Source organism: Actinospica durhamensis (assembly GCF_018139695.1).
GTDB classification, from domain to species: Bacteria; Actinomycetota; Actinomycetes; order Streptomycetales; family Catenulisporaceae; genus Actinospica; species Actinospica durhamensis.
Genome location: NZ_JAGSOG010000001.1, coordinates 17,803 through 31,932, shown reverse-complemented (window position 1 = coordinate 31,932; position 14,130 = coordinate 17,803). Strand labels below are relative to the sequence as shown.

General features: G+C 70.7%; 11 protein-coding genes. 9 read left to right on the top strand and 2 right to left on the bottom strand.

The window, feature by feature from the left end; translation table 11 throughout:
* Positions 1-297: 297 nt before the first annotated feature.
* Positions 298-1,311 (bottom strand): LuxR C-terminal-related transcriptional regulator, encoded by a 1,014-nt coding sequence (locus tag KDL01_RS00120; RefSeq protein WP_212526176.1) that lies wholly within the window; start codon positions 1,309-1,311, stop codon positions 298-300.
* Positions 1,312-1,630: 319 nt separating this feature from the next.
* Here KDL01_RS00120 and KDL01_RS44340 point away from each other — a divergent pair, with 319 nt between their 5' ends.
* The 3 genes from KDL01_RS44340 (at position 1,631) to KDL01_RS00110 (ending at position 6,477) form a co-directional block, all read left to right on the top strand.
* Entirely contained in the window at positions 1,631-1,753 is a 123-nt protein-coding gene (locus tag KDL01_RS44340; protein ID WP_281415150.1) for a hypothetical protein, read from the top strand.
* Between the two features lie 50 nt (positions 1,754-1,803).
* Positions 1,804-4,389 carry an MGH1-like glycoside hydrolase domain-containing protein gene (locus KDL01_RS00115; RefSeq protein WP_212526175.1) on the top strand — a complete coding sequence of 862 codons (2,586 nt, stop codon included), beginning with the start codon at positions 1,804-1,806 and terminating at the stop codon, positions 4,387-4,389.
* Between the two features lie 210 nt (positions 4,390-4,599).
* Positions 4,600-6,477: a DUF262 domain-containing protein gene (locus tag KDL01_RS00110; protein WP_212526174.1), complete on the top strand. Its 1,878-nt coding sequence runs from the start codon at positions 4,600-4,602 to the stop codon at positions 6,475-6,477.
* 180 nt (positions 6,478-6,657) lie between these two features.
* On the opposite strand, the gene KDL01_RS00105 is transcribed toward KDL01_RS00110, so the two are convergent.
* Positions 6,658-7,488, bottom strand: a complete 831-nt coding sequence (locus tag KDL01_RS00105) for a metallophosphoesterase (RefSeq protein WP_212526173.1) — start codon at positions 7,486-7,488, stop codon at positions 6,658-6,660.
* A 138-nt stretch (positions 7,489-7,626) separates the two neighbouring features.
* On the opposite strand from KDL01_RS00105, the gene KDL01_RS00100 reads away from it, so the two are divergent.
* The 6 genes from KDL01_RS00100 to KDL01_RS00075 all read left to right on the top strand — a co-directional run bounded on the left by KDL01_RS00100 (position 7,627) and on the right by KDL01_RS00075 (position 14,126).
* Positions 7,627-8,406 (top strand): nuclease-related domain-containing protein, encoded by a 780-nt coding sequence (locus KDL01_RS00100; protein WP_212526172.1) that lies wholly within the window; start codon positions 7,627-7,629, stop codon positions 8,404-8,406.
* Between the two features lie 148 nt (positions 8,407-8,554).
* A complete protein-coding gene (gene hisC, locus KDL01_RS00095) occupies positions 8,555-9,649 on the top strand; it encodes a histidinol-phosphate transaminase (RefSeq protein ID WP_307845984.1) in 1,095 nt (364 codons plus the stop codon).
* A 99-nt stretch (positions 9,650-9,748) separates the two neighbouring features.
* Positions 9,749-10,927 carry a pyruvate dehydrogenase (acetyl-transferring) E1 component subunit alpha gene (pdhA, locus tag KDL01_RS00090; protein ID WP_212526170.1) on the top strand — a complete coding sequence of 393 codons (1,179 nt, stop codon included), beginning with the start codon at positions 9,749-9,751 and terminating at the stop codon, positions 10,925-10,927.
* A gap of 1 nt (position 10,928) precedes the next feature.
* On the top strand, positions 10,929-11,909 hold the full coding sequence (locus KDL01_RS00085) for an alpha-ketoacid dehydrogenase subunit beta (RefSeq protein ID WP_212526169.1): 981 nt from the start codon (positions 10,929-10,931) through the stop codon (positions 11,907-11,909).
* 20 nt (positions 11,910-11,929) lie between these two features.
* Positions 11,930-13,300, top strand: a complete 1,371-nt coding sequence (locus tag KDL01_RS00080) for a dihydrolipoamide acetyltransferase family protein (RefSeq protein WP_212526168.1) — start codon at positions 11,930-11,932, stop codon at positions 13,298-13,300.
* A 7-nt stretch (positions 13,301-13,307) separates the two neighbouring features.
* A complete protein-coding gene (locus KDL01_RS00075; RefSeq protein WP_212526167.1) occupies positions 13,308-14,126 on the top strand; it encodes a carbon-nitrogen family hydrolase in 819 nt (272 codons plus the stop codon).
* Positions 14,127-14,130: the final 4 nt, after the last annotated feature.

The following is a 14,130-nucleotide window of genomic DNA, read 5'->3' as shown; positions in this document are numbered from 1 at the left end:
GGGCCTTCGAGCGTGCTCCCGCCGACGTCAAAATTCTGCGAAAGTGCAGGTCATTACCGGGGTCTGGCAGCTTGCTGCCCGGCAGGGTCATGCCACTGTGAACCCCTTCAGACCGGCCTGCCGGGTAGGGCAGACTCAGTGTCACGAGCCGGATCCCCCACCAGATTCCCGGCCCTCGGCGCGGTATCGCGAAACCGCTGCCTGAACCCCTGTGGCGGGGCCACGGGCCCACACTGGCCCCGCCCCAGGGCGGCAGGCTCCCTTGGAGCCCGCCGCGCCCCCCGATCTCTCCACCTCTCAGAGCCAGCCCCGTTTTGTGGCCTTGTACCCCGCCTCGAACCGGCTCGTCGCTCCCAACCGCTCCATCAGGTCGGCCATCATCCGGCGCACGGTCCGCACGGAGATGCCCAGCTTCTTCGCGGCCGCCTCGTCGATGCTGCCGGCCGCGAGTAGCCGAAGCAGTGCCAGCTCCTGACTGGTCGGCAACGCGTCCGGTTCCGCCTCCCGCTCCGCCGCCTCGAACCTCTCCGCAGACGCCCAGACCAGCTCGCAGTACTCGTTGAGCGGGAACAGGATGCCGGTCTCGCGGATCAGGAAGAGCTCGTGCGGGTGCGGTTGCACGACGACCGCGGTCGTGCGGTCGATCATGATGAGGCGCATGGGAATCACCGGGGCGGTCCGGACCTCGGCGCCGATCTGCGTGAACCACTCCATGTACTCCCGCATGCCCCGGTCGCCGCGGACCGAGTTCTGGTACAGCGCGCGGACATGGACTCCACGCTCGATCGCCTCCCTGTCCCACGGGCGGGCGGCGTCCAGCGACGGCTTGGGCAGCGGGCCGCCCGGGAGCATCGAGTAGATGCTCTGCTGAGCCTGGACGAACAGGGCCTCGATCCGCGTCTGCATCGCCTCCCGCCCGATGATGACCTCGACGTCGATCTCCCGCAGGACGTCGGAGCGGACCGGACGCATCGAGAACAGCTCGTCCATGGCGGCCTGAAGCGTCCTGATCGCCTCGGTCTGTGCCGTGAGCTGGTCGGACTGCTGGCGAAGCAGGGTGTGCAAGGCGCGTTCGATCGAAACCGGGCGCAGGCGGTCGGCGGGGCTCAGGCCCGGGCGCAGGAGGGTGAGATCGGACAGCTCGTCGAGCGCGTCGACGACCTCGGAGACTTGGAGGTTGAGCTTGCCGGCGAGCTGTTCGGCGTCGGCGCCCGTGGTGGCGTGCATGGCGAGGTAAACCTGGACGCTCACGGGATCGAGACCCAGTGCGTGGAGAACCTGCTCCCCCATGTTGCTGGCTATGTCAGCCATCGCCCGCTTCGACTCCCTTGGTCAATCCTGCCTGCACGCCCTAGCTCACTGTCGTCGCCTTGGCTGCCGTCAGCCGTGGCAGGTAGCTCCGTGGCACGTACTTGCCAGGCCCACGGACTCGCCGCCACCTGCCGGGTGAAAGCATACTAAGTCTGGCTGGACTGCCAGCTAGAGAGCGTAATCCAAGGTGGACGAGTACGCTTTCCGCGGCCGCACATGACAAAGGCCGCACTCAAACGGCGTTGATCTGAGGGTGAAAATGTCCAAGTTCCGTACTGTTCGTTATCGAATAACGACACTGGCCATGCTCGGCCTACTGATGGGTGGAATCGCCACGACCACAGCTCACGCGTCGGCGTCCGGCTCGGACGTGGCCTGCGCGGCGTGCCTGGGCGGCGCCCCCACCACGTCGGAGGCCGCCTTCCAGGTCGTCTCGTTCTGACCCCTCGCTTTCCGCGAGCGGTTCGGCACGACCCACGGCACACTTGAGCCGTGGCTGAAACTTCCGAGCACCAGCGGTTGGCGGGGGCCGATGAGGGTACGGCTCCCTGGCGGGACTGGGGGCCGTACCTGTCCGAGCGGGCGTGGGGAACCGTTCGCGAGGACTACAGCGCGGATGGGGACGCGTGGTCGTACTTTCCATTCGACCATGCCCGCTCGCGCGTCTACCGGTGGAGCGAGGACGGCTTGGCCGGCCTGTGCAACCGGAACCAGGACTGGTGCTTCTCCCTTGCCTTCTGGAACGGGCACGACCCGATCCTGAAAGAGCGCGCCTTCGGACTCGTGAACGCCGAGGGCAATCACGGCGAGGACGCCAAGGACTACTGGTGGTACGAGGACGCCACACCCACCGGATCCTTCCTCTCCTGGCGCTACCACTACCCGCAGGCCGAATTCCCTTACGCACGGCTGCGTGAGGAGAACGCGGGGCGCTCCAAGCTGGAGCCGGAGTTCGAGCTCGTCGACACGGACGTGTTCGCCTCCGACCGCTACTTCGCCATTACAGCCGACTACGCCAAGGCCTCGCCGCATGCGTACGCCATCCGCGTGAGCGTCACCAACTGCGGGCCGGATCCCGCCACCCTGCACGTCCTTCCGCACCTGTGGCTGCGCAACATGTGGGCCTGGGGACGGGCCGCGGACATCGAGGACGCGGTGGACTCCGGGCTGGTCGGCGTGCTCGGGTCACCGGGACAGCTGACGGCCCGGCACCCGCACTTCGCCTCGCTCACGCTCACCGACGTCTCCTCGGCCACCGCGCCCACGCCGCTGCTGTGCGACAACGAGACCAACGCCGCGCTGCTCTACGGTTCGCAGAACACCTCCGCCTACCCGAAGGACGGCATCGGCGACCACGTCGTCACGGGCGCCGACACGGTCAATCCCGAGCTCTCGGGGACGAAGGGGGCGCTGCACTACGTCCTGTCGCTCGCTCCCGGCGAGACGCAGACGCTGCACCTGACCCTCACCGAGACCGTCGACGAGCTGCCCGACCTCGACGCCGCCACCGCGTGTCTCGCCGCGCGCGCCGCGGAGGCCGACGAGTTCTACGCCTCGGTCACCCCGCCCGGCGTCGACGCGACCGACGCGCGGATCCTGCGGCAGGCGTACGCCGGGCTCGTCTGGGCGCAGCAGTTCTACCACTACGACGTACACCGCTGGCTCGAGGGAGACCCGGCCCAGCCGCTCCCGCCCGCGCACCGGGCCCACGACCGCAACGCGACCTGGAGCCACCTGTGGGCGCGGGACGTGTTCATCATGCCGGACCCGTGGGAGTACCCCTGGTTCGCGGCCTGGGACCTGGCGTTCCACTGCGTCGCCGTCAGCGCGATCGACCCGGGGCTGGCCAAGGAGCAGCTCTACACCTTCATGTCCCAGCGCTACCAGCACGCCAACGGCCTGCTGCCGGCCTACGAGTGGGACTTCGACGACATGAACCCGCCCGTGCTGGCCTGGGCCTCACTCGCGGTCTACCGGGCCGCCGGGCAGGACGTGGACTTCCTGCGCGCCTGCTTCCACAAGCTGCTGCTCAACTTCACCTACTGGGTCAACCGGAAGGACGACGGGGAGAACAACATCTTCGAGGGCGGCTTCCTCGGCCTGGACAACATCGGCGCCTTCGACCGGTCCAAGCTGCCGGTGGGCGGGGTGCTCGAGCAGTCCGACGGGACCGGGTGGATGGGCTTCTACTGCCTGTCCATGCTGGAGATGTCCATCGAGCTCGCGCTGCGCGACCCCATCTACGAGGAGATGGCCTGCAAGTTCGCCGAGCACTACGCGTACATCGCGGCCGCCATCAACGACGGCGGGCTGTGGGACGAGGACGACGGGTTCTTCTACGACCGGCTGCGCTGCCCGGACGGGACCACCGTCACCATGCGGGTGCGCTCGATGGTCGGCCTCGTGCCGCTGCTGGCCATGCTCCCGGTCGCGCCGGAGACGCTGCGCCGGCTGCCGCGCTTCGCCCGGCACCTGGTCGAGTTCACCACCCGCCGGCCCGAGTACGTCCGCTCGGTCACCCGCTTCCGCGAGGACGGCGGGCTCATCTTCTCGCTGGTGGACGTGGACCAGGCCGAGCGGGTGCTCGCCCGGGTGGCCGACCCGGAGGAGTTCCGCTCGCCCTACGGCGTGCGCTCGCTCTCGCGCTATCACCGCGAGCACCCCTTCGAGGTGGACGTGGCCGGGATGCACGCGGGGGTGGACTACGAGCCCGGCGAATCCACCTCGGGGCTGTTCGGCGGCAACTCCAACTGGCGCGGGCCGATCTGGATGCCGATGAACTACCTGCTGATCGAGACGGTCGAGCGGGTGCTCGGGGCGCTCGACGGCCAGGTGGTGCTGCCCACGGACCGGCGCAAGCTGCCGGGGGAACTGCGCGAGGGGCTGCTCGATATCTTCCGGCCGGACCGGGACGGGCGCCGGCCGGTGCTGGGGGAGACAGAACTCTTTCAAACCGACCCGCGCTGGGGCGAGCGGCCCTGGTTCTACGAGTACTTCCACGCCGACACCGGCCGCGGCCTCGGCGCCTCCCACCAGACCGGTTGGACCGCACTGGTTGCCCGACTCATCCGCGGATGACACGAAACCGTGGCTTTCCGTTGGGTTTTCCAGCTTCCTGATCAGGGCACATGCCACTTGGACAGCGCGGACAAGGGGCGCACTGGGGCAGTAAGCGGGTCAATACAGCGCCTTCGGGCACGCGGCGGAGGATTCCGTGCGCCGCCGAAGCGCGCAGTCCTCGCGTGTCGGGGCCCGGCGCGCTCGGTCCTTCTCGGGGGACGGTACAAGGTGGCAAAGCAGGCGCAGGAGCGTATCGACGGTCGCGGGCATTCGGTCCGGGAACTGTTCACCGGCCGCCGCTACGGCCTTGAACACTATCAGCGCGAATACGACTGGACCCGCACGCACGTCACGGATCTCGTCGGTGACCTGGCCGGACGCTTCCTGGAGCAGTGGCATCCGGACCACGAGCGGGCGGACGTGGCCGACTACCGGCCCTACTTCCTCGGCCCCTTCGTCACCTATCCGGTGCCCGGGATGTCCTTCCTGGTGGACGGCCAGCAGCGGTTCACCACCCTGCTGCTCCTGCTGATCCGGCTGCGGCACCTGCTGACCGAGGCGGACGAGCACGCGGGCGCGGCCGTACTGGACCAGATGATCTGCACCGTGCAGTACGGCGTGCCCACCTTCACCGTGCACGTGGACGAACGCGAGCCGGCGCTGCGTCAGCTGCGGGCAGGGCGCGAATACCCGGTGACGGAGCAGACCCCGCTGGCGGTGCGCAACATCTGCCAGCGCTACCGGGACCTGGTCGAGGACCTGCCCGCCGGACTGCGCGGCCCGGCCCTGCCCTACTTCGTGGACTGGCTGCTCGAGCGGGTGTTCCTGGTGGAGATCTCGGCCAGGGACCGGGACCACGGCTGGGAGATCTTCGAGTCGATGAACGACCGCGGGGCCCGGCTGACGCCGCTGGACCTGCTCAAGTCCTTCCTGCTCTCGCGGGCCGACAAGGATCACAGTGCCCTGAACGCGGTGTGGCGCCGGACCATGTCGCTGCTCGCGGTCACCGACGACCAGGCGCCCGGCGAGTTCGTCAAAACCGTGCTGCGGGCGCGCTACGCCCCGACCGACCAGGCCACGGCCGAGCGCATCAACAAGGCCTTCCACGAGTGGGTGCGGCAGAACCCGGACGCGCTCGGGCTGGCCAGGGCGCGCGACTACCGGGTGTTCATCCGGGACACCATCAGGCCGCTGGCCGAGCGCTACCGCAGCCTGGTGGAGGCCAGCGCGGCGCCGGTGCGCGGATTCGAGCCGGTGTTCTACAACGCCGCCAACGGATTCGGCGCCCAGCTGGTGCTGATCATGGCCGCGATCGGGCCGAACGACACGGACGCGGCGTTCCGGGAGAAGTCCCGCCTGGTGGCGGCGTTCTGCGACCTGCTCATAGCCCGGCGCATGGCGAACTACGCGCCGCTGCAGTCCGGGGATCTGGCCGCGTCGATAAGCGGCCTGATCATGCCGCTGCGCGAGGCGGGCACGGTCGAGGAGGTCCGGACCCTGCTGACGCTGGAGATCGGCAAGATCGAACACGGATTCGCGGGCCTCGAGACCTTCGGGCTGCGCTCGGACAACCGCAAGCAGGTGCGCTACCTGCTGGCCCGGATGGCCGGATTCCTGGAGTCCGGCTGCGGCCAGCCGGACCTGATCGCCGACTACCTCGGCTTCGGGCCGACCGGCCGGCCGTACGAGATCGAGCACATCTGGGCGGACCACTTCGGGCCGTACGCCGAGGAGGTCGGCACGCCCGAGCGCTTCCGCGCGGTGCGCAACCGCTTCGGCGCGCTGCTGCTGCTGCCGAAGGAGATCAACGCGGCGTTCCGGGACGACCCGTTCTCGCTCAAGGCAGAGCACTACCGGGCGCAGAACCTGCTGGCCAAGTCGCTCCATCCGCTGTGCTACGAGCGCAACCCGGCGTTTCGCAGGTTCATGGTGCGGCACGGGCTGACCGAGCTGTTCCGCCCGTATCCGCACACCTTCGGCATCACGTCCATCACCGAGCGCCAGCGGCTCTACCGGGCGCTGTGCGAGCTCATCTGGGACCCCGTCAGGCTCGGCTTCGTCTGCCCGGAGCCCGCCGCGCCACGCGAGGCTCCCGCGGCCTCCTAGGGACCCCGCAGGGCCTCAGGCCGTGTCTTCACGCCAGCGCCGGGGCCGCGACGCCTGCCACGCACGCTCGCTGCGTTGCCGGACCGTTTACAGACGACCGAGTATGCGCGCGGCCCGGCGCCTTGCGAGCGCACGCGTCAGACGCCGCGGCCTGACCCGACGCCGGTGTGAAGACGCGGCCTATGAGGCCTGTCCCACCGGTGCCTCGCGCGGCACGGTCGGCAGCGGCGCGACGAAGCACGGGCCGCCCAGGAACGTGCCGGTGTCGAAGTTGGCCGCGTAGCCCCCGGCGTAGACCAGCGGGCCGGTCACCTCCCGCGGCTCCTTGCCCAGCAGCAGCGGCACCGGCGAGTGCCCGTGCACGATCTGCCGGCCGCCGAAGTCGCCGAGGAACTCGCGCGCGGCCTGGCCGTCGTCGGAGGCGAAGGCGAAGCGCTTGGTCATCATGTGGGTCAGCTCGTCGATCTGCGGCAGCTGCACCGGTTCGGTCAGTATCCCGGCCACCCGCGCGTTGACCTCGGCCACGCTCGAGCCGTAGCCGCGGTAGCCGAGCGTGTCGGCGTGCATGAGCAGGTGCTCGCCGATTCGGGCCATGGCCGGCAGCCGCGCGATCCACTCCAGGTGCGCGTCGGTGAGCCGGGCCGAGTCGCTCTCCTTGCCGCCGTTGCCGGTCCAGCGCTCCCAGAACAGCCGGCGCGCGGCCTCGGCCGAGGCGTGGCCGGACTCGGCGGCCGGCAGGTGCGCGGCGAGCAGCATCAGCTCGTGGTTGCCGAGCAGGCAGCCGACCTCGCCGCCGGCCTCGGCGGCCTGCTCCTGAAGCCCCATCACCAGTTCGATCACGCCGACCCCGTCCGGGCCGCGATCGGTCAGGTCGCCGAGGAACCACAACCGGGTGTTCCCGGCGATCCAACGGTCGTCCCCGTCCACGAACCCGCCGCGGGCCAAGGCGTCGCGCAGCGGCGCCAGACAGCCGTGGACGTCCCCGACCGCGTATGCCGACTGGTCAATCATGAATGCGAGGGTAACGGCAGGAAGCCGCGCAGCGGTATACCCGCCCCGAATCCCGGGTACCGCGATAGCGTGTTCCCGCCGCCCGTTCGGCCCTTCCACGCCGGTGTGTGAGCGGTATGAGCCGAGGAGGCGGGTGGCGTGCCGGGGCGAGCAGCGGGCGAGAGCAGGCCGAGGGCGGCCGGGGCGAGTCTGCGGTCCGAGTACGAGGACGGACGGCGGCAGTGGGCGGCGCGCCGGCGCCGCACCGTGTTCCTCTCCGCTCTCTGGTGGGCTCCGGCGGCGGTGGTCATCGGGCTGCTCGCGGGCATCGGCACGCACTACGCGGCGTTCGGGCTGCTGGTGACGGTGCTGGCCCTGGCCGGGGTGATGGACGTGGCGTTTCGGCGCCCGGAGTCGCTCGACCGGATCAAGGCGCGCGCGGACGCCGAGTCGAGCACCGCGCGCACCCTGTCCCTGCTGAAGGTGCGCGGGGGCGGGTTCGCCCTGCACGACCGGCTCTTCGGCTCCTCCGGCGAGCCCTTCGAGGTCGAGCACCTGGTGGTCAGCCCGCGCGGGGTGTTCCTGGTGGACTCGAAGGAGTGGCACGGCTTCGACGTGCGGCTGCTGGGCACCGAGCTCTACGTCAACCACGTCCACCAGGGGACCGCGCTCAAGGACATGGTCGCGCACGCCCAGGCCCTGGGCGAGGCGCTCACCGCGGCGGCCGGGGCGGACGAGGAGGTCGGCGTGGTCTCGGTCTCCTGCGTGCTGGCCGTGCACGCGGCCGGGCTGACCGGCACGCCGCGGGTGATGGGCGGGGTGATCGTGGTGCGTCCGGAGCAGCTGGTCGCGGTGCTGCGCTCGCCCGATCTGCGCTGGTCCCCGGGCGCCACCAAGCACGTTCTCGACGCGGCCGAGTACCTGCTCCCGCCGCGCTAGAAGCGCCGGAAGTCCCTCCGGACCAGCCGGATCGCCGCGTCCGGCCTGGCCCGGGCGCGGCCCGCGGCCGGTCCGGAGCATGATCCGCGATTTCCTCGACGGCCACGGCGCCGTACGCTGTGCCCGACAGGGCAGTGCAGCGGAGAGGGTGAACGACGTGGCCGACGTCAGGATTCGCGAGGCGATCGCCGGGTTGCCGGCGTACAAGGCGGGACGGGCGGCCGGCTCCTCGTTCGAGGGCACCGCGTTCAAGCTCTCCTCCAACGAGAACCCCTACCCGCCGCTGCCCGGCGTGCTCGAGACCGCCGTCGCCGCGGCCGCGCAGATCAACCGGTACCCGGACTTCGGCTCGAGCGAGCTGATCGCCGAGATCGCGAAGTTCGTCGGGGTCGGTCCTGAGCGGGTGGCCGTGGGCACCGGTTCGGTCGGCGTGCTCGGGCAGCTGATGCAGGCCACCTCCGGCCCGGGCGACGAGGTGGTCTACGCCTGGCGCTCCTTCGAGGCCTACCCGATCATCACCCAGGTCGTCGGGGCCACCGCGGTGCCGGTCCCGCTCAAGGCGGACGAGACGCACGACCTCGACGCCATGGCCGCGGCGATCACCGAGCGGACCCGGCTGATCCTGGTGTGCAACCCGAACAACCCGACCGGCGAGACGATCGGCCGCGCCGAGCTCGAGCGCTTCCTGGACCAGGTGCCGTCGGACGTGCTGGTCGTGCTGGACGAGGCCTACGTCGAGTTCGTCCGGGACGAGGACTTCCCCGACAGCGTGCAGATCTCGCTCGCCCGGAGCAATGTCTGCGTGTTGCGCACCTTCTCCAAGGCCTACGGCCTGGCCGGCCTGCGCGTCGGCTACGCGGTGGCCGACGAGCCGGTGGCCGAGGCCCTGCGCGCGTGCGCCGTCCCGTTCGGCATCAACCTGATCGCGCAGGCCGCCGCGGTGGAGTCGCTGCGTTCGCAGGACGCGCTCATGGAGCGGGTCGGGCAGCTCGTGGCCGAGCGCGAGCGGGTCTACGCGGAGCTGCGGGCCATGGATCTGCCCGGGCGCCTCGGCGTCGCCGTGGTGCCGAGCCAGGCGAACTTCTTCTGGCTGCGTCTCGGCGAGCGATCCGGCGCGTTCGCCGCCGCGTGTGAAGCCATGGGTGTCACGGTACGTCCGTACGCGCCGGACGGGGTCCGTGTGACAATTGGCGAGCAAGAGGCCAACGACCGGGTCCTGGACGTCCTGCGATCCGGCTTCTGAGCTACCGCGCCGGTCCCGGCCCTTCATAGTCCGGTGACCGCTGGGTAACGTGACCTCGGAATGACCCCCGTGGTCCTCGCCAACGATGAGGGAGACCGCATGACTGGGCGCAGGGCAGTGGAAAAATCCACCACCCCCACCCCCGCATCCGGGAGTACGAAGCGTGCCCCACAGGGCCGTGGTACCCGCCGGAACCCCGGGCTCGACGAAGAGCCCCAACTCATCCAGCTGCTCACCCCCGCCGGGGAACGGATCGATCATCCGGACTACCCGCTCGAGGTGACGCCGCAGGAAGCGCGCTCGCTCTACCGCGACCTGGTGCTGGTGCGCCGGGTCGACGCGGAGGGCACCGCGCTGCAACGGCAGGGCGAACTCGGCCTGTGGGCCTCGCTGCTCGGCCAGGAGGCCGCGCAGATCGGATCGGGGCGCGCCATGCGTCCCGACGACTTCGCCTTCCCGACCTACCGGGAGCACGGCGTCGCCTGGTGCAAGGGCGTGCCCCCGATCAACCTGCTCGGCATGTTCCGCGGCGTGAACAACGGCGGCTGGGACCCGAACGAGCACAACTTCAACCTCTACACGATCGTCATCGGCTCGCAGGCCCTGCACGCGGTCGGCTACGCCATGGGCGTGCAGCGCGACGGCGCGGACAGCGCGGTGATCGCCTACTTCGGCGACGGCGCCTCCTCGCAGGGCGACGTGCTCGAGTCCTTCGTCTTCGGCGCGTCCTACAACGCGCCGGTGGTGTTCTTCTGCCAGAACAACCAGTGGGCCATCTCCGAGCCGGTGGAGCGCCAGTTCCGGGTGCCGCTGTACAAGCGCGCGGCCGGCTTCGGCTTCCCGGGCGTGCGGGTGGACGGCAACGACGTGTTCGCCTGCCTCGCCGTGACCCGGGCCGCGCTCGCGCACGCCCGCTCCGGCCAGGGCCCGATGCTGGTGGAGGCCTACACCTACCGGATGGGCGCGCACACCACCTCGGACGACCCGACCAAGTACCGCGACGACGAGGAGGTCGAGGCCTGGCGCCAGAAGGACCCGATCCAGCGCCTGCGCGCCTACCTGGACAAGGAGGGGATCGGCGACGCCGAGTTCTACGCCTCCGTGGACAAGGAGGCGGACGAGCTGGCCGCGCAGATCCGCTCGGGCTGCCTGGCCCTGCCGGACCCGTCCCCGCTGACCATGTTCGACCACGTCTACGCGGACCCGCACGCCCAGATCACCGAGGACCGCGCCTTCCTGGCCGACTACCTCGCCGGCTTCGACGGACAGGAGGGCTGAGATGGCTCAGGTGACTCTCGCCAAGGCGATCAACGCGGGCCTGCGCCGGGCGATGGAGCAGGACCCGAAGGTCCTGCTCATGGGCGAGGACATCGGCAAGCTCGGCGGCGTGTTCCGGGTGACCGAGGGCCTGCAGAAGGACTTCGGCCCCGACCGGGTGATCGACACCCCGCTGGCCGAGTCCGGCATCATCGGCACCGCGCTGGGCCTTGCCCTGCGCGGGTTCCGGCCGGTGTGCGAGATCCAGTTCGACGGCTTCGTCTTCCCCGCTTTCGACCAGATCACCACGCAGGTGGCCAAGTACCGGGCCCGTTCGCTGGGCACCGTGAAGATGCCGCTGGTGATCCGGATCCCGTTCGGCGGCGGCATCGGCGCGGTCGAGCACCACTCGGAGTCCCCGGAGGCGCTGTTCGCGCACACCGCGGGCCTGCGCGTGATGACCTGCTCGAACCCGCTGGACGGCTACTGGATGATCCAGCAGGCCATCGCGAGCGACGACCCGGTGATCTTCTTCGAGCCCAAGCGGCGCTACTGGGAGAAGGCCGACCTTGAGCTGTCCGCGAGCGAGCCGGCCGCGCCGTCGGACCGGGCCCTGATCGTGCGCCAGGGCACCGACCTGACCCTGGCCGCGCACGGCCCGATGGTGCGCACCTGCCTGGACGCGGCCAAGGCGGCCGAGTCCGAGGGCCGCAGCATCGAGGTCGTGGACCTGCGCAGCATCTCTCCGCTGGACACCGACACGGTGGCCGAGTCGGTCGGTCGCACCGGCCGGCTCGTGGTCGTGCACGAGGCCCCGGTCTTCCTCGGACTCGGCGCCGAGCTCGCGGCACGGATCACCGAGCGCTGTTTCTACCGGCTCGAGGCCCCGGTGCTGCGGGTGGGCGGATTCCACGCGCCCTACCCGCCGTCCCGGATCGAGGAGATCTACCTCCCCGACCTCGACCGCGTGCTCGAAGCCGTCGACCGCGCGTTCGCGTTCTGAGTCCGAGAGGAGAGACAGCAATGGCGCTCAAGCACTTCCGCCTCCCGGACGTCGGCGAAGGCCTGACCGAGGCCGAGATCCTCGGCTGGTCGGTCGCCGTCGGGGAGAACGTGACGGTCAACCAGGTCCTGGTGGAGATCGAGACGGCCAAGGCGGCCGTCGAACTGCCCTCGCCCTTCGCGGGCGTGGTGCGGCAACTGCTGGTCGAGCCGGGCAGCACGGTGGACGTGGGTACCCCGATCATCAGCATCGAGACCGCGGACGCCGAGGGCGACGCCCCGGTGCCGGCCGCGTCCGGCGCGGGCGCGGCCGAGGCCAAGCGCGAGCCGGTGCTGGTCGGCTACGGCGTGTCCCAGGCCGCGACCACCCGCCGGGCCCGGCGTGCCGCGGGCGCGCCCGCGGCACTGGCCGCTCCGGCCCCCGTCGCGGCCGCACCCGCTCCGGCGGCTCCCGCGGCTCCGGCCCCGGTCGCCCCGGCACCGGCACCTGCTCCCACGGCAGCCGTCACCACGTCGCCGACGCACGTGCTGGCCAAGCCGCTGGTGCGCAAGCTCGCCAAGGACCTCGGCGTGGACCTGACCACGATCGTCCCGGCCCGTCCGGACGGCGTGATCACCCGCGAGGAGGTCGAGCGGGCCGCCGAGAGCCCGGCTCCGGCCGGCCTCGGCGCGCTCGCCCCGGCGCCGACGGCGCTGGCCCAGGACCGGCGGGTGCCGATCAAGGGCGTGCGCAAGGCCACCGCGGCCGCGATGGTGGCCTCGGCCTTCACCGCCCCGCACGTGACCGAGTTCCTCACTCTGGACGTGACCCGCACGGTCAAGCTGGTCGAGCGGCTGCGCGCGCAGCCGGACTTCGCCGGAGTGAAGGTCTCCCCGCTGCTGATCGCCGCGAAGGCGCTGATGCGCGCGGTGGCCAAGTACCCGGAGGTCAACGCGTCCTGGGACGAGGCGGCGCAGGAGATCGTGCTGCGCGGCTCGGTGAACCTCGGCATCGCCGCGGCCACCCCGCGCGGGCTGGTCGTGCCGAACGTCAAGGGCGCCGAGCGGCTGAGCCTGATCGAGCTGGCCCAGGCATTCGGCCGGCTCACGGCCACCGCCCGGGAGGGCAAGACCGCGCTGGCGGACCTGACCGGCGGCACCATCACGATCACCAATGTGGGCGTGTTCGGAGTCGACACCGGGACCCCGATCCTGAACCCGGGCGAGGCCGCGATCCTGGCCTTCGGCGCGATCAAGCAGCAGCCGTGGGTGCACAAGGGCAAGGTCAAACCGCGCTGGGTGACCACCCTCGCGCTCTCCTTCGACCACCGCCTGATCGACGGCGAGCTCGGCTCGAGGTTCCTGCGCGAGCTCGGACGCGGGCTGGAGGATCCGGCGGCCGTACTGCTGTAATGAGGGCATGAAGGTAGCTCTCGTACAGCTCGATGTGGACCTTGACCGCGACCTCGCCGCGACGCGGGAACTGGCCGTGGCCAAGGTCCACGAAGCCGCCGAGGACGGTGCCGAACTCGTCGTGTTGCCGGAACTGTGGCTGCACGGCGCGTTCGACCCCGAGCCCTGGGTGCAGACGGCCGAACCCCTGCACGGGGAGACCGCGCAGCTGCTGCGCGAGGCCGCGATGGACTGCGGCATCGTGCTGCACGGCGGCTCGATCGTCGAGCGCACCCCGGACGGCAGCCTCTACAACACCTCGCTCGTCTTCGACGCCGAGGGCGAACTGCTGGCCGGCTACCGCAAGATCTACCGCTTCGGCTTCGACCAGGGCGAGGCCGCGGTGATGTCCGCGGGCGAGCACCCGACCGTCTTCCCGCTGCTCGACATCGACGACAGCGTGCTGACCACGGTGGGCCTGGCCACCTGCTACGACCTGCGCTTCCCGGAACTGCACCGGCAGCTGCTGGACCAGGGCGCCGAGATGCTGGTGCTGGTCGCGGCGTGGCCGGAGCGCCGGCTCGAGCACTGGCGCACCCTGCTGCGGGCCCGCGCCATCGAGAACCAGATGTACGTCCTGGCCTGCGCCGCCACCGGAACCCAGGCGGGCCAGCGGATGACCGGGCACTCCGCGGTGATCGACCCGTGGGGCGAGGTGCTGGCCGAAGCCGACGCCGAGCCGACCACGCTCTTCGCCGAGCTCGACCTCTCCTCCGTGGCCAAGACCCGCGAGCGCTTCCCGGTGTTGCGCGATCGGCTTCGTCAGCCGGAGAACAGCGGGGAATGACTCC